This is a genomic window from Thiorhodococcus minor, assembly GCF_010820565.1.
Classification (GTDB): domain Bacteria; phylum Pseudomonadota; class Gammaproteobacteria; order Chromatiales; family Chromatiaceae; genus Thiorhodococcus; species Thiorhodococcus minor.
In genome coordinates, this window is the sequence record NZ_JAAIJQ010000020.1 from 1 (window position 1) to 24823 (window position 24823).

A 24823-nucleotide genomic window follows, 5' to 3' on the forward strand; every position below is an offset into this window, starting at 1 on the left:
TTAGCACACCACTCCCCCGAACGGCGAAACGCGGGGCCTTGATCGTCGTTTCGTCCACGCGCCGGGTCTTAGGCGGGGCGCCCCGCCGCCACAGGCCCGCGACCGCGGGGGGGCGCCGCTCCCACGGCACATCGCCTGAATGATGCCTAATGGCTGCTTGACCGAGTGGGCGATACGATGATCAAGGCCCAAAGCGCTTATGCCCACCCCCGCATGGAGCAAACTGCCCTATCACAGCGGGCGATTCCATTTGTGAGAAACGGACCAGCTCAGACCCGACCAAGGAGCCACGACGGGCGAAAGCAAGAGGAGGAGGGGGAGGAAGCCACGCGCAGCTTGACGCACGAGCACGCGGCGAGATTTAGCGAGAAGTGAAGAGGGACCGCACATCGCGCACTCCACCCAAAGACCATAGGTGGGAGTGCTCAGCGAGCCTGGGGGCTGAGGCGGCTGTGCAATGGTAAGCGCTCAGCCCCCGCCAATTTCGGCTGCTCCTGTGCGTAAGCCACTGATTCGTCGTTCAAGAGGGTGGCATCCGTGGAGGGGGCTGAACAGTTAAGTGCAATGGAGCCTTGCCCCACCACCGTGCCGAATGCCAAACGACATTCGGCGCGCGATCGGTGATCGGAGAGCGCTCTCTTAGCCGACAAGCCGGCCGCAAAGGCGGCCAGAAACCTTTAGCGGCTCAGTTTCGAGACACTCAGCCTTCGACCAAACGCAGTGAATTCGCCTTGAAGGCCTCGCGATCATCCTTCGAAGATGGATCATAGCCCTGGTCCCGCATCTTCTGTTTCATCCATCCAGGCAGGACACCACGTACGTAGACGTTCTCCGAGTTATCGGGGTCGACGTATCGCTTGTACTGCCGGCTGCTAACGAGCTTCCGCGAGCCTACCGAGCCGCGCCGACGACGTGGCGCGATCATCGAAATGATCTCGTCCAGCTCATAGCCATTATTGATAATGAGGTCCTTCACCTGCTGGACGACCTCATCCTTGCGCTCTTCACGCCGAACTTCCAGCATACGCCGCAGCTCTGCCTTCCTACTTTCAGCCTCTTCAAGCTGCCGTTGAATTTCTTCGACACTGAGATCAGTGTAATCCACGTGAGACGCCTCCACGAGAGATAAGCATTTAAAGTTTAGAAATAACCATCACTGGCTCGCCGCAATGATGGATGCCCGCACCGCCTGATGTCAAGGAGCATACGCCTTATTGCACATTCCCGGCATGTCTTTCAGCATCTATCCTGGACCAATAGCGGAGATCATGAGCACGCTGAAAATCACGGAGCGTGCTCAAACAGGCAGCAGATAGCCCCAAGCCTCAGACTCCAATCACCCAGCACCCATCTCCGCCTCGCCTTCAAGCGAATCCACATAGCCGACCTGCAGCGCAATCGAGCTCCGATATCATCGGCTTCGCGCCCATCGCCCAAAGACGCAACTCCCGTTCGCTTTAACAGTTCGAAGAAAGCTGGGGCGGCGCGATACGGCAGATCTGCAAATGCAGTCTTTCGAACTGAAAGGGCATCAAGGAAGCGATCAGCTCCCAGCCTTCAGGGGTCAGCTTTTCACCATCGACCAATGAACCATCGAGCGGGGTTTTCACTGACGCTGCCGGCGAGCAAAGACGTAGATATCGAAGCGCTTGGCAGCACGAATGCTGGAAGCTGACCGCTCGCAGCTGTTTCTAAGCTCGCGGAAGTGGATCTAGGGGGCGAAGATGACAGCACGGCCAATCGACAGAGGTCGAGCCTCAGTCAGTAGCGCAACCGAGGGTCGCAGTAAGGACAGCGGAGACCCATGGGAGAGTGCGTGGCGACCGAACAGGACCCGCACCATCGGGCACCGCCTAACAATCACCAGCTCAGCACGATCAGCAGCTCAGCCTTGGCGCGTGGGCGTGAGAAACATGGCATCACCATAGCTAAAGAATCGATAACGCTGCGCGACCGCGTGACGGTATGCCGCCATGATGCGCTCGTAGCCGGCGAAGGCGGCAACCAGCACCAAGAGCGTCGACTCGGGCAAGTGAAAATTAGTGATCATTGCGTCTACGCTACGAAAGCGATAGCCGGGCCGAATGAATAGGCGGGTCTCACCTCGAAAGGGTCGCAGCTCCCCACCCGCCGCCGCGGCTTCCAGGCTGCGCACGCAGGTCGTCCCGACGGCAATGACTCGTCCCCCGGCCCGACGCGTCTCGGCAATACACTCACAGACGGACTCATTGACCTCCAGCCACTCGGCGTGCATCACATGCTGGCTGAGATCGTCCACCCGCACCGGCTGAAAGGTTCCGCTGCCAACGTGGAGCGTCACCTCGACACGCCCCACACCGCGCCTGTCCAGCTCGGCCAATAGCCGCTCATCGAAATGCAGGCCGGCAGTCGGTGCCGCAATAGCACCGGTTTCGCGCGCAAAAAGGGTTTGATACCTGGAGTCGTCGGTCTCGTCATCCGATCGGCGAATATAGGGCGGCAAGGGCATGTGCCCGTGCGTAGCCATCACCTCCATGAAGGTGGATTGGAGCAAACGGAGCAGAAACAAGCCCCCTTCACGCCGCAGAACCTCGGCCTGCAGTCCGACTTCCAGCGTTATTCGACTCCCGGCTTTAGGCGGCTTGCTCGCCCTGATGTGCACCAAGGCCTCCTCTGGCCCCAGGAGACGCTCGACGAGGAGCTCGACATGCCCCCCGGTTGCCTTACGTCCGAAGAGCCGGGCACGCATGACGCGCGTGTTGTTGAAAACCAGCAGATCGTTCGGGCGCAGCAGCGTCGGAAGATCCGCAAACACCAAATCACGATGGGCGACTCCCGGGTCATCGCCGCTCGAGTCATTCAGGGCCAGCAATCGGGAGGCCGAGCGATGATCGAGCGGGTACTGAGCGATGAGCTCGGGCGGGAGATCATAATAGAAATCTGAACGACGCATCGCCGAGAGTTTATCATGTCGCGCCGCTGAACTGATCGCACACGAATGCGCTCGACCTGAGTAGGCGATGCTCGCATGCGCCCACGAGGCTTGGCGAGCAGGGCATCGATCATCGATTGGGTCGGCCTCCCGCTGGGTGGACAAGCGCAGCGCAGTCCACCAACGCCGGCGCGGGATTCGGTGGACTTCGCTCTCGCTCGTCCACCCTACAGATCCAACTGACGATCAAGGCCGCGAGCGGCGCTTGCCGGTCCACTTGGCCGCTGTCTGCTCCAATCCTCGACTCATAGCGCTGTCGATCGATATCGCCCGAACGAGACACAAGCACAGGATCCCCGTCCATGACGAAGCTCGGCATCGATAGATTGCTCGATACCCCCGACCTTAGAAAACCGCTGTGGGGCCGTCGAGCCGCACTGCTCGGACACGCCGCTTCGATGACATCGGAAGGCATTCACACGCTGGATGCGCTCATGGCGCTTGGCGAGATCAACCTCAGCGCCGCCTTCGGCCCGCAGCACGGTATGAAGGGCGACAAGCAAGACAACATGATCGAGACGACCGACGAGATCGACCCAAGCTACGGCATCCCGATCTTCAGTCTTTATGGAGAGGTCCGCTATCCGACCCAGTCCATGCTGGACAGCTTCGATGTCCTGCTCGTCGACCTTCAAGACATCGGCACGCGCATCTACACCTATGTGACCACGCTCGCCTATCTGCTCGAGTCCTGCTCGGCAGCGGGGAAAAGCATCTGGATCCTCGACCGCCCGAACCCGGCCGGACGGCCGATGGAGGGAACGCTACTGGAGCCGGGCTGGGAGAGCTTCGTCGGGGCGGGCCCCATGCTCATGCGCCACGGACTGACGCTCGGCGAGCTCGCCAAGTGGATGGTGAGCCAGCGCGGGCTCGATCTGGACCTGCATGTCGTCGCCATGGAGAACTACCGCCCAGCCGAGGCGCCCGGCTACGGCTGGCCCCTGACGGAGCTGTCCTGGATCAATCCGAGCCCCAATGCATCCAGCCTCAACATGGCGCGCTGCTTTCCCGGAACCGTCCTGCTCGAGGGCACGACGCTCTCGGAAGGCCGCGGCACGACAACCGCGCTCGAGCTCGTCGGCGCGCCCGACCTTAGCTTCGAGCGCATCCTGAAGCGTATGCGGCAGGACCAAGAGGAATGGGTCCAAGGCGCGTTGATCCGGCCCTGCTGGCTCGCGCCCACCTTCCACAAGCATGCCGGCAAGCTCTGCTCGGGGCTCCAGCTACACACGGATAACAGGCACTATCGGCACGAGCAGTTTCGCCCCTATCGCTTGATGGCCCTGCTCTTCAAGTCGCTGCGCGCCGAATACCCGGATTATCCGCTGTGGCGTGATTTCCACTATGAGTACGAGACCGAGCGACTTGCGATCGACCTGCTGGCGGGCGGGCCCTTCCTCCGTGAATGGGTCGACGACCCCGAGGCCCAGCCGGGCGACTTCGATCGGCGCCTGGCTGCGGACGAGTCGGTCTGGGCAGACAGGGTCGCACCGCATCGCATCTACGGCTGACGCAGGTTTCTCGGGCCGGAGCAGGCAGGGAGGCCGACTGCTCTCAGGACAGTCGCGGCCGCCTATTCGGCGGACCGCCCGGAGCCGAGTCTCAGGATCACCCGAAGGCCTGGCTGGTGATCTGCCAGCGCGATGGAGCCATGGTGCAGCTGGATGACGGCCTGAACCAAGCTCAAGCCCAGCCCGCTGCCCGGCGTGGAGCGGCTATGGTCGGCACGGAAGAAGCGGCGGAAGACCTGCTCGCGAAGCTCGACCGGGATCCCTGGTCCATTGTCCGCCACCTCGACGCGCGCGCCCGCCCCGGGCAAGGTCTCCAGGCCGATCGCGATCGCCCCGCCCGGGGGCGTGTATTTGATGGCATTGTCGACGAGATTGGCGAGCGCCTGGAACAAGAGGTCGCGATCGCCGAAGACGCGCCCCAAGCCGCTGCTGGTATAGAGGATCTGCTGCTCGCGGTCCGCCGCGAGGGGCTCGTAGAGCTCGACGACATCCTGAACGAGTGGGGTCAGATCCACAGCCGCGAAGGCGGCGCGGCGACTGCCGGACTCGATGCGCGCGATCCGCAGCAAGGCGTTGAAGGTCGCGAGCATCTCTTCGGCATCGCCAATGGTCTCCTCCGCCAGATCTGCGGCCCTTCCCGAGGCGGGCAGCTCGGCGCTCAGCAGCTCGAGCTTGTTCCTGAGGCGCGTCAGCGGGGTCCTCAGGTCATGCGCGATGTTGTCGGAGACCTGGCGCACGCTTGCCATCAGCTGCTCGATACGGTCGAGCATCGCATTGAGACTGGCGGCAAGCTGATCGAAATCGTCGCCGCTGCCGCTCAGTGGAATACGCCGCGAAAGATCTCCCGCCATGATCTCGCGGCTGGTCTGGTTGATCGATTCCAGACGGCGCACCAGCCCAGCGCTCATCAGCCAGCCACCGAGCAGGGCCAAGGCAGCCGTGATGGCGAGCCCCCAGGTCAAGGCATCCAGGATCAGGGCGCGCGTGGCTTCGAGATCCCGAACATCGCGCCCCACCAGTAGCCGCAGCCCACCGCGCAGCGCAAAGACCTGGGCGCGCGCCTCATGCTCTTCGGCGCGCGCCGGACCCCACTCGCGCAGCCTGAAACGGATCCAGCCGTCCGCATCCGGCATCTCCTGCGGCCAGCGGTCCAGATTTCCCACCACGCGCGCGAGGTCGCTGTCGACCAAGAGGTAGACGCTGGCACCCACGGGATCGCGCGCGACCCGCTCGGTGATCAGGGCCGTCAGACCGCCCAGGCCGCGCCGGCGATACTGCTCGGCGAGCCCTCGGATCTCGGCTTGGATCGTCGCCGTCGTCTGGCGGTCCATGTAGCCCGCCGTCGACCAGTAGATGAAGCCGAGCAGGATGGCAACAGAGACGCTCAGCAGGAGGACGTAGAGCAGCGCCAGACGAAAGGTGGAGCTGCGCAGGATCCGGGCCGCGCCCGTGCGCAGCTGGCCCCAAGGGCTGGACGGCGGATCCTGAGAGATCATTCGGCGCGCAGCATATAGCCGGCCCCGCGCACCGTGTGCAGTAGCTGGATATCGAACTCCTTGTCGATCTTGCCGCGCAGCCGGCTGATGTGCACGTCGATCACGTTCGTCTGGGGATCGAAGTGATAGTCCCACACCTGCTCGAGCAGCATGGTCCGCGTGACCACCTGCCCGGCGTGCCGCATCAGGCATTCGAGCAAGCGAAACTCCCGCGGCTGCAACAGGATCTGCTTACCGGCACGGCTGACCTCGCGCTTCAGCAGATCCATCTCCAAATCCGCCACCCGGAGCCGCGTCTCGGGCGCATCCGGGCTCCCGCGTCTCAGCAGTGCCTCGACGCGGGCTTGCAGCTCGGAGAAGGCGAAGGGCTTGATCAGGTAGTCATCGCCCCCTGCGCGCAGCCCCTCGACCCGATCGTCGACCTCGCCGAGTGCGCTGAGAAAGAGCACAGGCGTCTGGTTGCCAGAGGCGCGCAGCGTCCGGACGATCCCGAGCCCGTCCAGGCCAGGCAGCATGCGGTCGAGGATCAAGAGGTCGTAATCGCCACTCGCGGCGAGCAGCAGACCTTCGCGACCGTTCGCGGCCTGGTCCACGACGGCACCCGACTCCGCCAGGGCCTTATAAAGGTAGTCCGCCATCTGGCGGTCGTCTTCCACCAGCAGGATTCGCATGCCCCCTCCGCTTGCTGACTCCTCAGGCCGCCAGCGGGACAGCGACGAAGCGCGCTCGCCCATTTCGCTCCACCCGCAGGATCAGGGCCTGTTTCTGCGCTTTCGCCGCCTTGCGCACGGCCGCGACAACCTGATCCGGGGAATCCACCGGATCCGCGCCAACCATCGAGATCAGACTCCCCGACTTGATACCCGCCTTCGCGGCCGGGCTGCCGGGCTCGACCCGGGCTACGAGAACGCCTTGCTGGGCCGCACTCAGTCCCTGCTGCATCCGCCTCTCCGGCGTCAAGGGCGCCAGATACAGGCCCAAGCGCGGCTGATCGCCATCGGCGCTCGGGCCCTGCCGCGCAAGAACGCCTTCCTCGCCAGGCATCTCGCCGACAGTGACCTCGATCCTACGCAACCTTCCCTCACGGGCCACCTCGAGCGTCATGGTCGAGCCGGCCTTGGTGCTCGCGACCACCTTGGGAAGATCTTTGTAATCCCTCAGGGGCTCGCCGTTGACGCGAAGCACGACATCTCCCGCTTGCAGATCCGTCCTGCTTGCCGGCCCGTCGCGCATGACGTCCGCGACCAGGACACCCTCCGCCGCGTCGAGCCCCAGACCAGCCGCCAGCTCGGGCGTGATGGCCTGGATTTGAATACCCAGCCATCCGCGCTCTACACGACCATCTTCGCGCAGATCGGCCACGATCCCCCGCACGGTTTCCGCCGGGATGGCGAAACCGATGCCGACGTTACCACCGGTCGGGGAATAGATGGCCGTGTTCACGCCGATCACGCGACCGCTGGTGTCGAACAAGGGTCCACCCGAATTGCCGCGGTTGATGGCGGCATCGATCTGCAAGTAGTCGTCATAGGGTCCAGAGTGGATATCCCGGCCGCGCGCGGAGATGATACCCGCATTCACAGAGCCGCCGAGCCCGAATGGATTGCCGACGGCGAGCACCCAGTCCCCGACGCGCGCCCTCGAGGAATCGCCAAGCTCGACATAGGGCAGCGGGGTCCCCGCGTCGATCTTCAGCAGCGCCAGATCCGTCTTATCGTCCCGACCGACGACTCGCGCCAGATACTCTGACTCATCGTTCAGCACCACGGCCACCTCAGTCGCACCCTTGATGACGTGATTGTTGGTCACGATGTAGCCGCTTGGATCGATCAGGAATCCCGATCCCTGCCCCTCGACTCGATGCGGCGCCAGCTGCCCTCGCTCGCCGAAGAAGCGGCGAAACGGCTCAGGCAGGGGCATGCCCTTGGGGGAAGTACCATGGGCGGACAGACTCGCATGGTCCGCGCGCTCCGCCGTCACCTTGACGTTGACCACAGCTGGCGTCACGCGCTCAGCCACGTCCGCGAAACCCGGCAGCAAGGCGCTGCCCGCGGCTGGCACGCTGGCTACCTGTCCCGGCAGGGGACTGTTGGCATGTGCCCATATAGCCCCGCCGCCAGCAAGCGCGCTGGCGACGACCACTGCCAGTCCACGCTTGACCAGGCCAGGAGTGGCCGCATTTCGTCTAGGCTTGTTAGCGCCAGGAAGCTCAGTCATTGCAAGACAACCTCGATATAGGATGAAACTCAGGTGCCATGCGCAATCTCTCGAGACCACACCGCGACGGCACCGCGATCACGCCGAAGTATCGGGGCGGCTCCATTGCAGCGGGCTTAACGCCGGCTTAACTTTTGGTTATGTCGCGCCAAGCATCGCGGTCAGACAACGCCGATGCCGGCATCGAGCCCGAGCAAAGGGTCCAGGACCTGTTCAAGCTCGCCCCCTTGGGAGCGAGCGGAGCCATCGAGACCCACTCAAGCTCGCCTCCGCGCTCATCCGTTCGTAACGAGAAGATCTACGTCCGAAAGGATCCACGTCCCACGAGCTCGACATCCAACAGGAGCGACAACATGCCAAGCCAACCGCGCATCCCAACCCTGACCGCCGGTCTCCTCGCGATGACGCTCGCAAGCGCCGCGCAAGCGCAGACTGAAACCATGCCGATCGCCGGGGCAGCCGCCTCCATGGAGCTCACGGGAACCGTGACCATCGTGAACCAGGAAAAACGCATGCTGACCATCGAAACCCCTGACGGGCGCTTCGAGGTCCTGCATGTGCCCAAAGAGGTCACGCGACTGAGTGAGATCAAGATCGGCAACCTGCTGACCATTACCGAGACCCAAGCGCTCCTTGTCGATCTCAAGAAGGGCGACGGCGCGGGGACCATCGGCATGTCCAAGCGCACAACCACCGAGCGGGATCCGGGCACCAAGCCATCCGGCGCGATCGTCGACACCCTCACCATCAGCGGTCGCGTAGAATCCATGGACAAGGCCGCATCGACTGTCAGCGTTCGCGGCCCCAACCGCCTCGTCACCTTGAAGGTCGAGGATCCCGCGCTGCTCGACTCGCTTGCCGTCGGCGACGGGGTGGAGGCGAGCTACATGCGCATCATCAGCGGCGATGTAAAGTTCCAGTAGACCGCGAGGCTCGAGAGCGCCTCGGGCAGCACCCTGCCGAGGCACTCCCATGCGCTTCGCGCCTCATCGCCGCCCCCCTGAGCATCGACGTTTCAGGCGCAGATTCGGGCAGCCCATTGACCAATACCCCCACAGCAGCCTTCCTGACCATAACGCTCGCGAGCGCCCTGGCGCTTGCGCTTGGAGGCTGCCAAACGCAAGGCAGCAGCCGCACGGATCGCCGCACGCCCGCACCCGGGATGACAACCTCGGAGCTTGCGAGCTGCGGCTGTTTCTCGGCGTCAAGGCAGTCGCGCTACGCCATTGGCCCAGCGCCGGACGCCCCTCCCCAGGAGGTGCAGAGCGTTTCCATCCTCAGCTACTTCTGCCCAGTGGAAGAGGGCGGAATGGCGCGTGTCGTCGTCGTCAACGGCATCGCAAAAGAGGTCTTCGAGTAGCCCACCTGTCAAGGTCGCTGGCGTCACCCTCGAGATCTCCGCGCCAAACAAGCCGGAATCCGCTGCTGGATTCGGCGCGCCACTGCCTTGGTCTTTCACATCGCCAGACAGTAGACTTGCAGCAGCCTTTAGTTGGACTTGGCAGCGGCCCATTCCTTGCCAAGTAAGCCCATTGATACCCACCTGACGCTGGACGCAACAGAATGAAGGGCTTGGCTTGCTTGACATTCGCGCTCTTTCTCGCCCCCGCGGCAGCACAGGTGCTGATTGTCAACGAGAGCACCGCCGTTGCCGAGCTCACGCGAAACGAAGCCAGGCTCTATGTCACCATGCGGCTCAAGCAGTGGCCTGACGGGACTCAGGTCAGGCTCTTCGTGCTGCCGGATGACCATGACCTCCACCAACGTTTCGTCAATGTCGTGCTTGGCCTCTATCCCTATCAGCTCAGACGTGTCTGGGACAGACAGATCTTCACTGGGACAGGACAAGCGCCGACGCGCGTCTCCTCAGAGGACGAGATGATCCAACGCGTGGCATCGACCCCAGGAGCCATTGGCTACATCGAGTCGAGCGAGCCAAGCTTGGGAGTCAGGGCCGTGCAGATTCACTGAGAATCACACCGAATTGCCGGATCGAGCCAGCTGCAGTTGCAATCCGCGGTCACGCCCGCACAGACATGTGTCACGTCACATGGGGAGCGCAGGAGATCCTCTGCTCGAATTCAAGGGCGCCCTTAAGGGCAGCCGTGGAGCTGATATGGATCCGTCCGTCGCCGGCAATCGGTGTTGATGACCAGAGACCCCGGACCGCGAAGAGTACGGCCCTAACGAGAAAGGCCCGAAAGAGCGCGTCGACGCCGAAGCCCCTGAGGAGCTCGTAGTCACCGAACATGCGTGGCATCCACTGCCAACTCCATCGAGAGAGCGACGCGCTCCGACGGGCGCAGAGAGCCGTGCCCACCGGCCCGACCGACGCGCAATCTCGCATCTGGCCGGTCATTCGACCCATCTGGAGTCGTTGAGTGCTCCCTTTGCTGAAAGGATTCTGGCCTCCGCCCTATCTGAGCCTGCGCTGGAAGGCGCTGATTGCACTCAGCCTGCTGCTCATCGCCGTCAATGTCGGCCTTGCGGCACTCGCCTACGTGCAGTCGACAGGGCAGTTCGAGCTGCAGCAATCCCGCCTGCGCGACCAGCAAGCACGTCAGCTGCGTGCGATGCTGAAAGAGCGGGAGCAAGGAATGACCAAGCTGGCAACCCTAGTGCCTCTGCTCGGTCCGGCCGATGCCACCAGTCTCAACGACCGCCTGACCCAGGCACTCGATACCAATGGCGCGGTCCTCGGGCTGGAATGGGATGTCACATCGGTTCATTGGGTCACCAGAGAAGGCCAGGTGGCCATCGCCTGGCCAGGGCAGGCGAGCACGCTTCCCGATGCGCTGCTCTCCACCCTGCGGGAGTCACCGGAAAAGACAGCGTCCGCTCTGGCTTGCGGACAAAGCTGCGGACAGTTCATTGCCATCCCACTGCTGTGGCAGGGACGCTTCGCCGGCTCCCTGACACTGGAGCGCTCGCTCGCCGACGCGCTGCTCGCCTTCCATACGCTGACGGGAGCCGACATCGGTATCGACGTCGTCACGGCGAATGACGGCCAGAGTCTGCTCGACCCCGCTCAGCCCGACTATCTCGCCCTGCCCATCCTGACCTATCCGCCCCGGTCGCTACCGATCCTGAGGGCCGCGGGACCGAGTCTCATGGAGATGCAGCGGACGCGCGAGCCGGTTCTCGTCGGCTTAGAGGACGGCTGGTTCGAGATCTTTCGTATCCCTGGTCTCGCTGACGGTGTCGACGCCTACGTCATCAATGACGTGACGCAGCAAAGGCTCGGTATCCAGGCGGCCACCCGTCGCAGCCTTTTGATCGGCATCGCCGGCATCGTCCTCTCCGAGCTACTGCTGCTCTTGATCATGCAAGCACCTCTGCGCCGTCTGAAGAGACTCGCGGGCGCCCTGCCCTTGCTCGCGGAGAAGCGCTACCAGGACCTTCGTGCCGATCTCGCGCAATTCGGCATCGCCCGTTCACCTCATGACGAAATTGACCTCATGGTCAAGACGGTCGGAAGTCTGACCGACCGGATGGAGCATCTGCAGCAGGACCGCGAGCAGGCCGAGGAGCGCTTCCTCTGGCTGGCCGACCATGATCCGCTGACGCGCCTGATGAACCGCCGCCGCTTCAACGAGGACTTCGCCCTAATCGTCGAGCGGGCAATCCGTTACCAGCATCCGGGGACTCTCCTCTACCTGGACCTCGACGCATTCAAGGACGTCAACGATCTGAGTGGGCATCAAGTCGGGGACGGTCTCCTTCAGCGCGTCGCCGATGCAATCAACGAGGTCACGCGCTCCAGCGATCTCGTCGCCCGACTCGGCGGCGATGAGTTCGCCATCGTCCTGCCCGAGGCAAGTCTCGACGATGCCAGACAATTGGCCGAGCGCGCCCAGCAGGTCATCCGCGCGATCACCATCCGAGAGCAAGGGCGTCAGCACCAGATCTCGGCAAGCATCGGGATCGTCACCTTCCCCTCACAAGGCAAGGAAGTCGCAGAGCTGCTGGCGAGCGCGGATCTGGCGATGTACCGCGCCAAGGAGCTCGGAAGGGATCGGTGGCAGGTCTTTTCGGATGACGACAAGGTGCGCGAGCGGCTGGACGCGAGAATTCTGTGGAAAGAGGAAATTGCCGAGGCGCTCCGCGAGGACCGCTTCACCATGCATTTTCAGCCGATCATCGACATTCGCAGCCGAGCGATCTGCCATGCCGAGTCCCTGCTGCGTCTGCGCGATCGCCACGGAGAGATGACGCCGCCCGATCGCTTCATCCCCATCGCCGAGCAGACCGGACAGATCCAAGCGATCGATCATTGGGTGCTCAGGCGAGCGCTCACGACGCTATCGGAGCACAAGGATCTCAAGCTCGCGATCAATCTGTCGGCCAACGCGATGGACGACCCGGCAATCCTCGAAACGCTCAGCCGGCTGCTCGCCAAGCAGGCGGTCGAGCCGTCCCGCATCTCCTTCGAGATCACGGAGAGCGTCGCCATCAACAGCCTCACGAGCGCGACACGCCTGATGCTCAACATCAAGGAGCTCGGCTGCCGCTTCGCACTCGACGACTTCGGCAGCGGCTACGCATCCTATGCCTATCTGCGCCAGCTCCCGGTCGACGACATCAAGATCGACGGCGCCTTCATCCGCGAGCTGCCGAACAATCGCGAGGACAGAATCTTCGTGAAGGCCGTCACCGACATGGCACATGGCATGGGGAAGCGGGTCATCGCCGAGTTCGTTGACAAGACCCAAGTGCTCGACATCTTGGAAGACATCGGCGTCGACTGCGCTCAAGGCTACCTCTTCAGCCGACCTCTGCCACTGGAACAGCTCGAGACCTGGGTGCGCTCAAACCAAGGACTCAGGGTCGGCGAGCGCGCGTAACACCTTCGCAATGGCCGAAGAATCCAGATCGCCCAGGCCCTGGCCCACCAGGGCATTGAGGTACTGGGAGATCATGGCCGCCGAGGGCAGACAGAGCCCAAGCTCTGCCGCGGCCTCTCCGACGATACGCATGTCCTTCTGGTGCAGGCGGGCCTTGAAGCCGGGCTCGAAGTCATCCTCGATCATGCGCCGCCCGTGGACCTCCAGGACGCGACTGCTCGCAAATCCGCCCAGCAAGGCCTCGCGCACCCGTGCCGGATCGACGCCCGCGGACTGCGCGAGCAGGACGGCTTCGGCCACACCGGCGATGGTGGCGCCGACCACGATCTGATTACAGGACTTGCACACCTGGCCCGCACCGCTTTCACCGATGTGGACGATACGCTTCCCCATGACGCGCAGCAGCGGCAGCACACGCTCGAACGCCGCCTCCGAGCCACCGACCATGATGGAAAGCGTGCCCGCGATGGCGCCAGCCTCCCCACCTGAGACAGGCGCATCCAGCATAGCGACGCCCTGCTCACCCAGCTGCGCGGCGATCCGTCGCGTGGCCGACGCCGAGATGGTGCTCATATCGATGACCACCGAGCCGGGGCGCGCGCCCTGGATGATTCCCTGGTCGCCCAGGATCACGGCCTCGACGTCCGGAGTATCCGAGACCATGGTGAAGATGACGTCGGCCCGCTGCGCGACATCCGCCGCACTGGCACAGGTCAGCGCCCCGGCGTCCGCCAACGGCCGCATGGACGCCTCACGGCGGGCGTGGACGTGCAGCTCGTAGCCCGCCTTCAAGAGGTTCAGCGCCATCGGGCGCCCCATGATCCCGAGGCCGATGAATCCCAATCTCTCACTCATGCGCGACCGCCTCATTGGTGTCTAGGAGCTCGAGCCAGTGCACCACAGGAACCTCCGCACCCGCGCCCAGATGGAGCTGGCAGCCGACATTCGCCGTTGCGATCATTTCCGGGGCACCGGACGCCAAGGCATCGAGCTTTCTCGCCTTCAGCTCGGCGGATAGCGCCGGCTGCGTGATGGAATAGGTCCCCGCGGAGCCGCAGCAGAGATGTCCGTCCGGCACGGGCGTGAGGACGAAGCCGAGACGGCTCAAAATCGGCTCGACCACCTGCTTGAGCTGCTGGCCGTGCTGCAGGCTGCAGGGCGCGTGGAAGGCGACTTTGCGGCCACTCCCGAGCTCGCCGAGTGCGGCGAGACCCTCCGCACCCAGGACTTCGGCGGGGTCGCGCGCGAGCGCCGACACCCGGGCGGCCTTCGCGGCATAGTCTGGGTCCTGGGCGAGCACCTCACCGTATTCCTTGACCATGGCGCCACAGCCGCTGGCCGTGACCAGGATCGCCTCACAGCCGGCCTGGATCTCGGGCCACCAGGCGTCGATATTGCCCCGCATGGCATCCAACGCGGTCTCGCGCGCGTTGAGGTGATAGGCCAGCGCGCCACAGCAACCGGCCTCCGACGCCTCGGCCAGATCGATACCGAGGCGCGCCAGCACGCGCGCCGCGGCCGCGTTGGTCCGCGGCGTCGTCACCGACTGCACGCACCCAGCGAGCACCAGCATCCGACGCCGCCCCGCCGGGCTCGGCCAAGGCCCAGCTGGGGGCGCATCTGGAAGCTTGGCGCCGAGGACGCGCGGCAAGGCCGGACGCAGGGCACGCGCCAGCCCGAGCAAGGGCCGAATGCGGCGCGGATGCGGAAGGATCCGCAGCATCAAGGCACGCAGTAGGCGCTCGGGCAACGGACGCCGAGTCCGCTCCTCGACGTAATGACGCCCGATATCCGCGAGCCGCGCATAGCGCACGCCGGAGGGACAGGTGGTCTCACAGGCCCGGCAGGTCAAACAGCGATCCAGGTGCTGTTGCGTCACCCGCGTCGGCGTCTGTCCCTCCAGCACCATCTTGATCTGGTAGATGCGCCCGCGCGGCCCGTCCAGCTCGTCGCCGAGCAGCTGATAGGTCGGACAAGTCGCGGTACAAAAACCACAGTGCACGCAGGCGCGCAGGATGGCATCGGCCTCCTGCCCTTCGGCGGTCGCGAGAAAGTCAGGCAGAATCTCGGTTTGCACACTGGACTCCTAGAGGCCAGCGTAGAGCCGACCGGGGTTGAGGATGCCGTGCGGATCGAACGCCGTCTTGACGCGCCGATGCAGCTGCATCATGTGCACCGGAAGGGGGTGAAAGACCTCACCGAAGCGATCGCCACCACGGAACAGCGTCGCATGGCCACCTAGCTTAGCGACCGCCTCGCGAACCTTCTCCGGGGCATCCTCGCTGCGCAGCCAGCGTTGCCCGCCGCCCCACTCGACCAGCATGACACCGTCGAGCGCCGGCCGAGGCGCGGCTTGCGGCATGGATAGGCGCCACAAAGGCACATCTCCAGCGAAGAAGCCGTGCTGCTGCTCGCGGAGCAAGTGATGCCAAAGATGCTTCGCCGGGTCGGGCTCGACGGCATCGCCGCCGATCCGCTCCAAGGCCTCCCTCACACCCTGCGCCGCCCCCGACAGGCGGACCCAGAGATGCTCGCCATCGAAGCAGGTGGCGGTGACGGGCAGGGGCTTGGCCGCCCACTCGCCCATCAGCCGGAGCGCATCCGCCTCGCCGCAATCAAGCACCTGCGTCTGCGTGGCCGAGGGCGCGGGCAAGACCTTGAGGCTGACGTCCAAGAGGATGCCGAGGGTGCCGAGTGCGCCGACCATGAGGCGCGAGACGTCGTAGCCGGCGACATTCTTCATGACCTCGCCGCCGAATCTCAGCACCTCGCCACCGCCGGTGAGGACGCGCACACCCAAGACGAGATCCCGGGCCGAGCCGAGGTAGGGACGCGCCGGACCGGACAGTCCGGCCGCGATGGTGCCGCCGAGCGTCGCACCTGCGTCGGCGGAGCGAGCGAAATGAGGAGGCTCGAAGGCGAGCATCTGACCCGCCTCCGCCAGGACGGACTCGATCTCGGCGAGGGGTGTCCCTGAGCGGGCGGTGATGACCAGCTCCTTGGGCTGGTAATTGAGAATGCCCGCATGCGCGGACAGCGCGATCGCCTCCGCGTCCAGGGCGCGCCCAAGGAACGACTTGGTTCCATGCCCGACGAGGGCGAGCGGTCTAGCATCCACCGCTGCGGCGCGAACGCGGTCTCGAAGCTCGGTTGTCAGATCCTGTTCCACGCTCGACCTCGTCCGGGTTTCAACGACAGACAGGGCCCACGGGCCCACTGACCCTAGCGGAAGTCGGGGCATGTGGCGGCAACCCAACCCCTCGGCAGGGCACGCCTAGGCGCTCAGCCTAGACTGACCGATTTGAGCGCGGCCCGGATGATCTCCTCCGAGGTCTTGGCACCGTCGTCGACCGCGCGCGCCATGCGGCTCGCGTCCGGTGAGCGGTAGCCAAGCGCGACCAGCGCGCTGACGGCATCGGCCATGGCTTGGTCGCGATCGTCGGCCAGCCCCCCGATCGGCATCGGCAGACCCTGCGCCTGGGCATCCGCCGCCGGGATGCGGTCGCGCATCTCGATGACGAGACGCTGGGCAGTCTTCTTGCCGATGCCGGGAATGCGGGTCAAGGCGGTCGCGTCCTCCTGCTCGACGCATTGCCCGAAGCGTGCCGCGTCCATCCCGGAAAGGATCGCCAGCGCCATTCGGGCGCCGACCCCTGAGACCTTGAGCAGGGCACGGAAGAGCGCGCGATCCGACTCGCGAATGAAGCCGTAGAGGATCTGGGCGTCCTCGCGCACCGCCAGATGGGTGATGAGGGTCACGGTCTCGCCCACGGCCGGCAGCTCGTAGAAGGTCGACATCGGAGCTTCCAGCTCATAGCCGACACCACCGACCTCCAGCAGCAGCTGGGGCGGGCGCTTGATCAGGATCTCCCCACGCAGACGGCCGATCATGGGCTTAGGGCCTCCAATCGCGCCATGAGGCAGCGGCGCGCTTGCGCGCCGGGATGCCCATCGAGTGCGCATGACAGAGGGCGATGGCCAAGGCGTCCGCCTCGTCCTCGGCGGGACGCTCGCCCAGGGACAAGAGCACCCGCACCATGTGCTGGACCTGAGACTTCTCGGCGCCGCCCGTCCCGACGACCGCGAGCTTGACCGACTTGGGGCTGTACTCGTGCACAGTCACGCCACCCTTGAGGCCAGCACAGAGCACGGCACCGCGCGCCTGGCCGATCTTGAGCGCAGCCGTGGGGTCGCGGGCGAAGATGAGCTGTTCGACGGCCATCTCGTGCGGCCGATACTCGGCAACGATAGCGGAGACGCGGTCGAAAATGAGCCCGAGCCGATCGGGCCAAGGCTCCGCGCCAACCCGAATGCAGCCGCTATTGATGCGTGCGCTCTGGTGTCCGTCCGTGTCGATGACGGCGAAGCCTGTGATGCGCGAGCCGGGGTCGATGCCGAGAATGCGATGCGGCAGCCGCATGGGTCAGCCGGAGCAGAGGCGCTGGCAACGGACAGGAGCCCAGGATCCGCGATCAGGCATCCAGGGCCTCGAGGATCTCGTCGGCGATATCGGCGTTGTGGTAGACGTCTTGCACATCGTCGAGATCCTGAAGGTGGTCGACCAGCTTGAGGAGCTTTTCCGCCGTCTCCTGGTCCAGCTCGACCTGGGTCGCGGCATTGTAGGTGATCTCGGCGGCCTCGGTATCGAGTCCGGCCTGAGTCAGGGCATCCTTGACGCTGGCAAAGCTCTCCGGGGTGGTGATGACATCGAGCGAGGTGTCGTCATTGACGACCACGTCCTCGGCACCCGCCTCGAGCGCCGCCTCCATGACGGTGTCCTCGTCCGTGCCCGGCTGGAAGCTGATGACGCCCTGCTTGGCGAAGAGATAGCTCACCGAGCCGTCCGTGCCGAGATTGCCGCCGCGCTTGGTGAAGGCGTGACGCACGTCGGATGCGGTTCGGTTCCGGTTGTCGGTCATGCAATCCACCATGATGGCGACGCCCCCAGGGCCATAGCCTTCGTAGCGAATCTCCTCGTAATTGTCGCCGTCCTGGCCACCGGCGCCGCGCTTGATGGCGCGGTCGACGGTATCGCGCGGCATGTTCGCCGCGAAGGCCTTGTCGACGGCGAGGCGCAAGCGCGGATTCGCCGCCGGATCCGGCCCACCCTCTCGCGAGGCGACCGTCACCTCGCGAATCAGCTTGGTCCAGACCTTGCCGCGCTGCTTGTCCTGCGCGGCCTTACGATGCTTGATGTTGGCCCATTTACTGTGCCCGGCCATGAATAGCGTCTCCTGCGTGAGCATGCGGATCGGCGCGCGCCGATTTGGGGCCCTCGACCGACCGGACCTGTGACCGACACATTGGAAGCCTCGGCGCATCGGCCTGCGAGCAGTGGCTCGGCGCGAGCCCTGGAATTCAGCTAGCCCATTAGTTTAACACCAGCCAGACACCTCAGGTAAGCGACTGAAATCACTCGCGACATCGCCGTCCTCGGCACGCACTTATGGTAACCTCCAGCGCCCTATCCGACGCGCAGCGACGCTGCCGAAACGCCCCGACAGGACGCCTCATGTACGCGACCCCGGAAACCGGTGATGGCTGGATCACCCAAATCATCTCCACCGACGACTCAGGCTTCACCGTCACCGCGCGCTTCTCCATCTCAAGCGAGTTCCGCAGGCTGGCCGGCGGCCGCGAGGCGGACCTGGTATTCGCGGCGCGCAGCCGACTCGCACGCCTCGGCATCAACATCCTGCCACTCGGCACAACCGCCTTCGATGGCGACTACTGCGACCTTCAGCTACGCATTCTCGCCGCGATCCACTCCTATGGCATCGGCGAGCACCTGGAGCGGATCGTGGTGCCCGGGCTGCGCGTGGGACGCCTGGTGTTCTGCCCGGCCGACAACCGCCTGGACTCTGCGAGCGTCCACGCACTGATTCGCAACAACCAGCTTCAGGTTCCCGCCGGCTTTTCGCTCGACGGCAACGGCTATCTCATCATCCGGCCGCAGCAGCAGATCTTTCGCTTTCAGAAGCCGCTGACGCCCGAGGAGGTCACGGCCATCGCAACCCACGCCGATGGCAAGGACCTGCTCAATCGGCTGCAGATCCGCGAGCAGGTCGACCACATCGAGCTGTTGCCGAACGACGGCCTGGTGACCGCCTGCTCCATGTTCCTGCACCGCCACTACATCGTCCTCAGAAACCTGGACGAGTCGCTCGGCTTCCACCTGCAGGCGACGGTGCTCGACCCTATTTCGACCCGCGGCACCAAAGTCTATCTGGAGTTCATCAATCGCACCGCGCAGCTGATCATCAATCCGAGCGTCGCGGCCTCGGTCCACGAGGCCGTCCGGATCGATCCCAAGCCCCGCTATTGGCACGGACATTCGACCGAGCACCCGGATGCTTGCGAGACAACGGGCCAGACCGGGTGCCGCGCCCTGCTCGAGATCTTCGACCGCTTCGAGGCCACACCTGTGCACGACCGCTATTCGCACCGGATGGTCGCGGTCGCGCGCGATCCTCAGGCCCTGCTCGGCGGCGGCGACCCCGATCTGGTCTGGAGCCAGCCAGATCGCCCCAGAGACCCGCGCGGCGGGACCGATCTCGCCGCGAGCCCAGTCACCCAGGGACTCGGGTCGGGAGCACCCATCGAGTGCGGAACCCAGCTGCTCGAGCAACTGCCCGACGGAGCCGAGGCGACCTTGCTGCTCGGCTATTTCCCGAACCTGATCGAGCACAGTCAGATCTGCACCGCCGCTTTGCGCAAGGCCATTCGGCGCATTGTGCTCAGACGCGCCTCGTTCGAGCACGGCCCCTTCCTCTCGGCCCGCGACCATGGGCGCCTCGCCGACTACGAGGGCTTGGGACTCGAGGTCTTTTGGTGCAATGAGGACCGCGGACACATCGTTCGCCACGTCTTCCGCGGACTGCGCGGTTATTTCACCACGCCCGACAAGGTCGACAGATTCGGCTCTTGCCTCATCTTCGCCATCTATGGCTCTACCAAGCCGCTCAACGACCGGGCGGAGCATCAGATCGAGCAACTTCTCGCGAACCTGCGCGCCCTCTTCGGCAGCGATATCGGCATCCTCACCGGCGGCGGGCCGGGCGCCATGCAGCAGGTCACGGATATTGCCCATCGGCTCGGACTCATGGTGGGCTCGAGCTTCATCGAGACGGTCGATCAGACGACCAACCAGAGCGCGGAGTTCTACCAAACCTTCCAGGCCCGCAGCCGACAGGCGCGCCAGCGCTGGTTCGAGATCGCGAGCTTTCATCTCTTCCTGGTCGGCGGGGTCGGCACACTGGAAGAGATCGGCCTCACCCTCACCGACATGAAGCTGGGCGTCATCGAGACCGCCCCATTGGTCTTTTTCGACGGCACGGGCAATGAGCTCTACTGGAAAGGACTGCAAGAGCAGCTCGCGCACATGGCGCGCCTGGGGCGCGTGCCCGCCTGGCTTATCGAGCAGATCCTGATGACGACAGACCCGGATGCCGTACCCCACTTCTACAAGCAGGCGCTGCGCCTCGGCTGAGCGCGCGAGGCGCACAGGACACCCCGCGAAAAGTCGGATACCCCACGGCCAGAAGGCGGAAACCGACTCGTGCAGCGCCAGGGGATTCCCCATCCGAATCATCCGAGACAAGCATCTCGTTGCGGTAAGCCCCGTGACAGAGAGGATCGAAATCAGGACAATCCCAGCCGGGTATTGAACCGACATCCAAGTACAGAGCGAGCTAGAGAGACGGACTGAGCGCGCGCAACAGGACCCCGGTCATCGACGGCTAGCGGCATGGGAGCCAGTGCCGGGGCCCCGAGTCATTCGCAGGACACCCGCGCGGCGGAGCGCCCTCCTACCCGCTAGCTAGCTGACAGCCCGACGCAACCGGGCTGTCGACATTCTCACTTGGTCGCCCGGCAGGCCGCGCGCATCGACGCCGCGACCGTCTGGGCTCGCGACAAGGCAGTGTCTACATTGATCACTTTCGAACATCCGCTGAACGAGCGCATCCGCACCTTCCTCCGCCTCGAGCACCTGTTCAGGCAGCTCGATGTCTTCGTGCACCAAGAGGACCCGCGCGGATCGCGCTGCGCGATCGCGATCCTGCTCGATATCGTCGCCGTCACCGCGCGCGCCGATGTTCGCAACGAGCTGCTCAAGGAGCTCGACCGCCATATCGCCAACCTGAACCGCCTATCCTCGCAGCGCGGCGTCGATCCGACCGCCCTGAATCAGGTCATGGATGACCTCAAGCGGGCCGTCGATGCCATCCACGCGCTCAACGGCCCGATCGGCCACGTGGCGCGCGAGGACGACTTCCTCAAGGCCATCGCCCAACGCAGCAGTATCCCCGGCGGCACTTGCAGCTTCGATCTGCCGCACTTCCATTACTGGCTGATCCAGGACGCCGAGCTGCGCCAGACGCGATTCACGGAATGGCTCCACGACCTCAAGCCCGCGATCGAGGCCATCGCGCTCGCGCTGTCGCTGGTGCGCTCGAGCTCGGCCTCGCGCCGGGTCACGGCCGAGGGTGGCTTCTATCAAGAGGCACTGGACTCGGTCGCCCCAGCCCAGATGCTGCGGGTCGCCGTTGCCGCGGATCAGGGCATCTTTCCAGAGATCAGCGGTCACAAGAATCGCTTCAGCATTCGCTTCATGAAGGCCGAAGCGCGCGGACGCGCGACACAGCATTTCAAGGACGTCGAGTTCAAGCTGACCTGCTGCGTGTTCTAGGGCACGTCGCAAAATCGCCCCGGCGCTGACGTGAATCTGGTGATCGATTGCCGCAGGTCGATTTCAAAGATGGTGAAAATGGTTGCATGCCCGCACTGCGGGCGCCCGGTCGAGTGGACCGAGATATCGCGATGGCGTCCCTTCTGCAGTGAGCGCTGCCGGCTGATCGACCTAGGCGACTGGATCGAAGAGAACCACAGGATCAGCGATCCGACAGATGCCCCGAGCGAGGATCCGCCGCCATCCGAGGACGGACCGCCGCATCATTGAGGGGCATTCGCTCGGGTCCGGACCGAGCCCGGCGTCAGGCCGGAAAATGGAAAGGAAGCGCTCAGCCTGAAGGAAGCTGTCAGCTCCCAGCCTCCAGCAGCCAGCTTTACGGAATCCGTCAGCTGGCCTCCCTCCGCGATGGAGGCTAATGGCTGGAGGCCGGCCGCCCTCTTAGGCTCAAGCAGGCCAGAGCCCGCGAATCGCGGCGATCCCCTGGCCGCCACGCACGAAGACCTCGGCGCAATCGGAGGGAGCGAGACCCCCAAGGGCATAGACCGGCAGGGCCGCCTGGTCGACGAGCCTCGCGAACCCCTCCCATCCGAGGGGCGCGGCACCTGGATGACTCTGTGTCGGCTCGACTGGCGACAGCACGGCGTAATCCAGCCCGAGCTCGGCGGCGCGGGCTAGCTGAGGGAGGTCGTGGCAGGAGGCGCCGACGATCTCATCGACGCGACCCGGCCTTGCCGCAAGCCCCATGAGCCGCGCACTGGTCAGGTGGACTCCATGACGCGGCAGCTGGCCTGCAGCCCCAAGATCGCGATTCAGCAGCAGGCGCGCGCCGGCCCGCTCGCAAACCACATAGGCATCCGAGGCCAGGCTTCGGAAGGCAGCGTCCGCGAGCCCGTGCGCTCGCAGCTGCACCAGCCGAATCCCCCCTGCCAAGGCCCGCTCCAACCTGGAGAGGAATGCGCTCGGCTGCCCGGGGTCTTCGCCCGTGATCATGAGTCGGTCGGGTAGCCGCAAGGCATTGATGATCGGACGGTCCGCCGCCGGGAAGCGCGTCGGATTCATAGCCTCCGGATGCTCCCAGGCGAGCGGCTGAGCTTCACGACCGACCGGCGTGCCCGCGTAGGCTTCGACCCGATGCACGTCGAGCAGGACGCGGCGATCACAATAATCGTGATGGATGCGGATCAGCGGCCGGCTTGCTTCGACCTCGATGCCCAGCTCTTCCCACAGCTCGCGCCTCAGCCCCTGCTCGGGGCGCTCGCCCGGCTCCAGCTTGCCGCCGGGAAACTCCCAGAGGCCGCCTTGGTGCACGTGATCCGGTCGTCTCGCGACCAGGATCCGGCCGGCACCGTCCGCGACGGCCCCCGCCATGACATGAATTCGCATCGCGCTAGGTGCGGTACTCTGCGTTGATCCGGACGTAATCGTAGGAGAGATCGCAGGTCAGGACCCGCGCCTGGACATGACCACGCCCGAGCAGGATCCGGATCGCGATCTCCGGCTCGGCCATGACTGCCGCGCCCAGGGCTTCTTCATAGCCCTGCGCTCGCCCGCCGTCCTCCACGATCAGGACGTCGCCCAGGAAGATGCTGATTCGGCCGACCTCGAGATCGGGAACGCCCGCCCTCCCGACGGCCGCGAGGATGCGGCCCCAGTTCGGGTCGGAGGCGAAAAGCGCGGTCTTGACCAGCGGCGAATGGGCGACCGTGTAGGCGACCTGACGCGCCTCGGCGATCTCACGGGCGCCCTGAACGTCAATGGTGACGAGCTTGGTCGCACCCTCGGCATCTCGCACGATGTCCGTCGCAAGGTCGACGCAAAGCGCCTCGATCGCCGACGACAGGGCGGCATAGTCTGCGCTCTCGCTGTCGGCGATCGGCGCACCGCCGAGCGCACCCGTCGCGACCAGGACGCAAGCGTCGTTGGTGGAGGTATCCCCATCGACGGTGATGCTGTTGAACGACCGATCCACGGCAACCTGAAGGCATTGCTGGAGCAGGTCCGGCGCCACGGCCGCATCGGTCGCCAGGAAGGCGAGCATGGTCGCCATATCCGGGCAGATCATCCCCGCCCCCTTGGCGATCCCCGTGACCGTTACGCATTTCCCGGCGATCTCGACCTGGCGTGTCCTCAGCTTAGGGACATTGTCCGTGGTCATGATGGCCCGGGCGGCATCCGGCCAGGCATCGGCAGACATGGCCCCGACCAAGGCCGGCAAGGCAGTCGCGATACGCTCGACGGGGAGATGCTCGCCGATCACGCCCGTCGAGAAGGGGAGCACCTCCTCGGGCCGGCAGCCGACGGCCTTTGCGAGCGCCTCGCAGGATGCTCTCGCGGCCGCAAGCCCGCGTCGCCCGGTCCCTGCATTGGCGTTGCCCGAATTGATGAGCAGATAGCGCGGCGACCCTTGCGCCAGGTGCTGGCGAGCGACGGTGACGGGCGCCGCGCAGAAGGCGTTGCGCGTGAAGACCGCGGCGCAGCTGCTTCCTGGCTGCAGCTCCAGCGCGACCAGGTCGTCGCGACCTTGATAACGAATCCCGGCGCCAACGGCTGCCAGACGAATGCCGGAGACGGGGGGGAAACTAAGGCCTGGGGCGCTCATAAACAATTGAACCTAGATTCGGCAATCGGAACCGCAAAGGCGCCAAGGACGCCAAGTAAAACAAAGGGTTGCTCAATGCATCCATGTCGCCCATTGGGTGAGTAAGCTCCACTCCGCAACGCATTGAAATCCTTTGCGCTCTTAGCGCGCTTTGCGGTTCAACAGCTCTTTTCAGGTTGAACCTAGAAAAGGCTGCGAGCCGCCAGCTCAAAGCCTTGTTCCGGCGGTGCTCTCGGGTGTCCTGCGCACCCCCGTAGGTCAGCAACCGGCCTGGTGGCAATAACCCAAGCAGCTGACTAGACGCTGGCGGAGGCTTGCCCACCCATATTCGGTGTGGCGCCGTCGAGCAGGGAGAGTAGCCGCGCCAACGCAGGTGTCGATGGGGCCACTCAGCTGGATTCGAGCCAGTGCGCGAGTGGTCGGGGTCGCGGATAACGCAAACCCCTGCGGCGAGCAAGACGCCCGCCCCAGTCTCGCCTTACCGCAAGGCCCC

The 24823-nt window shown here is 64.8% G+C and carries 22 protein-coding genes; 8 read left to right on the top strand and 14 right to left on the bottom strand.

Annotated features, from left to right (window positions below; all coding sequences use genetic code 11):
• Positions 1-700 precede the first annotated feature (700 nt).
• Both G3446_RS08630 and queA read right to left on the bottom strand, forming a co-directional pair.
• The gene (locus tag G3446_RS08630; protein ID WP_164452429.1) at positions 701-1105 is read right to left on the bottom strand and encodes an H-NS family nucleoid-associated regulatory protein; all 405 of its coding nucleotides are present in this window, start codon (positions 1103-1105) and stop codon (positions 701-703) included.
• Positions 1106-1885: 780 nt separating this feature from the next.
• Positions 1886-2932, bottom strand: a complete 1047-nt coding sequence (gene queA, locus G3446_RS08635; RefSeq protein WP_164452430.1) for a tRNA preQ1(34) S-adenosylmethionine ribosyltransferase-isomerase QueA — start codon at positions 2930-2932, stop codon at positions 1886-1888.
• 341 nt (positions 2933-3273) lie between these two features.
• On the opposite strand from queA, the gene G3446_RS08640 reads away from it, so the two are divergent.
• Positions 3274-4482: an exo-beta-N-acetylmuramidase NamZ family protein gene (locus G3446_RS08640; protein ID WP_164452431.1), complete on the top strand. Its 1209-nt coding sequence runs from the start codon at positions 3274-3276 to the stop codon at positions 4480-4482.
• 62 nt (positions 4483-4544) lie between these two features.
• On the opposite strand, the gene G3446_RS08645 is transcribed toward G3446_RS08640, so the two are convergent.
• Genes G3446_RS08645 through G3446_RS08655 form a run of 3 tightly spaced genes read right to left on the bottom strand, consistent with a single transcriptional unit; the run spans position 4545 to position 8039 of the window.
• The gene (locus G3446_RS08645; protein ID WP_164452432.1) at positions 4545-5978 is read right to left on the bottom strand and encodes a sensor histidine kinase; all 1434 of its coding nucleotides are present in this window, start codon (positions 5976-5978) and stop codon (positions 4545-4547) included.
• The gene (locus tag G3446_RS08650) at positions 5975-6649 is read right to left on the bottom strand and encodes a winged helix-turn-helix domain-containing protein (protein WP_164452433.1); all 675 of its coding nucleotides are present in this window, start codon (positions 6647-6649) and stop codon (positions 5975-5977) included. The genes G3446_RS08645 and G3446_RS08650 overlap by 4 nt, the downstream gene beginning before the upstream one ends.
• A gap of 22 nt (positions 6650-6671) precedes the next feature.
• The gene (locus tag G3446_RS08655) at positions 6672-8039 is read right to left on the bottom strand and encodes a Do family serine endopeptidase (RefSeq protein WP_342450071.1); all 1368 of its coding nucleotides are present in this window, start codon (positions 8037-8039) and stop codon (positions 6672-6674) included.
• Between the two features lie 509 nt (positions 8040-8548).
• On the opposite strand from G3446_RS08655, the gene G3446_RS08660 reads away from it, so the two are divergent.
• From G3446_RS08660 to G3446_RS08670, 3 genes are all read left to right on the top strand, one after another.
• The gene (locus G3446_RS08660) at positions 8549-9118 is read left to right on the top strand and encodes a hypothetical protein (RefSeq protein ID WP_164452435.1); all 570 of its coding nucleotides are present in this window, start codon (positions 8549-8551) and stop codon (positions 9116-9118) included.
• Between the two features lie 116 nt (positions 9119-9234).
• Positions 9235-9555, top strand: a complete 321-nt coding sequence (locus G3446_RS08665) for a hypothetical protein (protein ID WP_164452436.1) — start codon at positions 9235-9237, stop codon at positions 9553-9555.
• 203 nt (positions 9556-9758) lie between these two features.
• Positions 9759-10166 (top strand): type 2 periplasmic-binding domain-containing protein, encoded by a 408-nt coding sequence (locus G3446_RS08670; RefSeq protein WP_164452437.1) that lies wholly within the window; start codon positions 9759-9761, stop codon positions 10164-10166.
• A 70-nt stretch (positions 10167-10236) separates the two neighbouring features.
• Here G3446_RS08670 and G3446_RS08675 read toward each other — a convergent pair whose 3' ends face one another.
• The gene (locus G3446_RS08675) at positions 10237-10455 is read right to left on the bottom strand and encodes a hypothetical protein (protein ID WP_164452438.1); all 219 of its coding nucleotides are present in this window, start codon (positions 10453-10455) and stop codon (positions 10237-10239) included.
• Between the two features lie 121 nt (positions 10456-10576).
• Here G3446_RS08675 and G3446_RS08680 point away from each other — a divergent pair, with 121 nt between their 5' ends.
• On the top strand, positions 10577-13039 hold the full coding sequence (locus G3446_RS08680) for a bifunctional diguanylate cyclase/phosphodiesterase (protein WP_342450072.1): 2463 nt from the start codon (positions 10577-10579) through the stop codon (positions 13037-13039).
• Here G3446_RS08680 and G3446_RS08685 read toward each other — a convergent pair.
• The 6 genes from G3446_RS08685 to G3446_RS08710 form a co-directional block, all read right to left on the bottom strand.
• Positions 13004-13894 carry a 2-hydroxy-3-oxopropionate reductase gene (locus G3446_RS08685; protein ID WP_164452439.1) on the bottom strand — a complete coding sequence of 297 codons (891 nt, stop codon included), beginning with the start codon at positions 13892-13894 and terminating at the stop codon, positions 13004-13006. The genes G3446_RS08680 and G3446_RS08685 overlap by 36 nt on opposite strands.
• A complete protein-coding gene (glcF, locus tag G3446_RS08690) occupies positions 13887-15116 on the bottom strand; it encodes a glycolate oxidase subunit GlcF (RefSeq protein ID WP_164452440.1) in 1230 nt (409 codons plus the stop codon). The genes G3446_RS08685 and glcF overlap by 8 nt, the downstream gene beginning before the upstream one ends.
• A gap of 9 nt (positions 15117-15125) precedes the next feature.
• Positions 15126-16208: a glycolate oxidase subunit GlcE gene (gene glcE / locus G3446_RS08695; RefSeq protein ID WP_342450073.1), complete on the bottom strand. Its 1083-nt coding sequence runs from the start codon at positions 16206-16208 to the stop codon at positions 15126-15128.
• Between the two features lie 113 nt (positions 16209-16321).
• Positions 16322-16930, bottom strand: coding sequence for a Holliday junction branch migration protein RuvA (ruvA, locus tag G3446_RS08700; protein ID WP_164452442.1), 609 nt, complete (start codon positions 16928-16930; stop codon positions 16322-16324).
• A 4-nt stretch (positions 16931-16934) separates the two neighbouring features.
• Positions 16935-17459: a crossover junction endodeoxyribonuclease RuvC gene (gene ruvC, locus G3446_RS08705; protein ID WP_164452443.1), complete on the bottom strand. Its 525-nt coding sequence runs from the start codon at positions 17457-17459 to the stop codon at positions 16935-16937.
• A gap of 52 nt (positions 17460-17511) precedes the next feature.
• On the bottom strand, positions 17512-18261 hold the full coding sequence (locus tag G3446_RS08710) for a YebC/PmpR family DNA-binding transcriptional regulator (protein ID WP_164452444.1): 750 nt from the start codon (positions 18259-18261) through the stop codon (positions 17512-17514).
• Positions 18262-18551: 290 nt separating this feature from the next.
• Here G3446_RS08710 and G3446_RS08715 point away from each other — a divergent pair, with 290 nt between their 5' ends.
• The 3 genes from G3446_RS08715 (at position 18552) to G3446_RS08725 (ending at position 21998) form a co-directional block, all read left to right on the top strand.
• Positions 18552-20528, top strand: a complete 1977-nt coding sequence (locus G3446_RS08715) for an LOG family protein (protein WP_164452445.1) — start codon at positions 18552-18554, stop codon at positions 20526-20528.
• Between the two features lie 432 nt (positions 20529-20960).
• A complete protein-coding gene (gene zapD / locus G3446_RS08720) occupies positions 20961-21728 on the top strand; it encodes a cell division protein ZapD (RefSeq protein ID WP_167757076.1) in 768 nt (255 codons plus the stop codon).
• A gap of 78 nt (positions 21729-21806) precedes the next feature.
• Positions 21807-21998: a DNA gyrase inhibitor YacG gene (locus G3446_RS08725; protein ID WP_425338385.1), complete on the top strand. Its 192-nt coding sequence runs from the start codon at positions 21807-21809 to the stop codon at positions 21996-21998.
• Between the two features lie 177 nt (positions 21999-22175).
• On the opposite strand, the gene G3446_RS08730 is transcribed toward G3446_RS08725, so the two are convergent.
• Both G3446_RS08730 and argJ read right to left on the bottom strand, forming a co-directional pair.
• A complete protein-coding gene (locus tag G3446_RS08730) occupies positions 22176-23114 on the bottom strand; it encodes a Nudix family hydrolase (protein ID WP_164452448.1) in 939 nt (312 codons plus the stop codon).
• 4 nt (positions 23115-23118) lie between these two features.
• Positions 23119-24330, bottom strand: coding sequence for a bifunctional glutamate N-acetyltransferase/amino-acid acetyltransferase ArgJ (gene argJ / locus G3446_RS08735; protein WP_164452449.1), 1212 nt, complete (start codon positions 24328-24330; stop codon positions 23119-23121).
• Between the last annotated feature and the right edge of the window lie 493 nt (positions 24331-24823).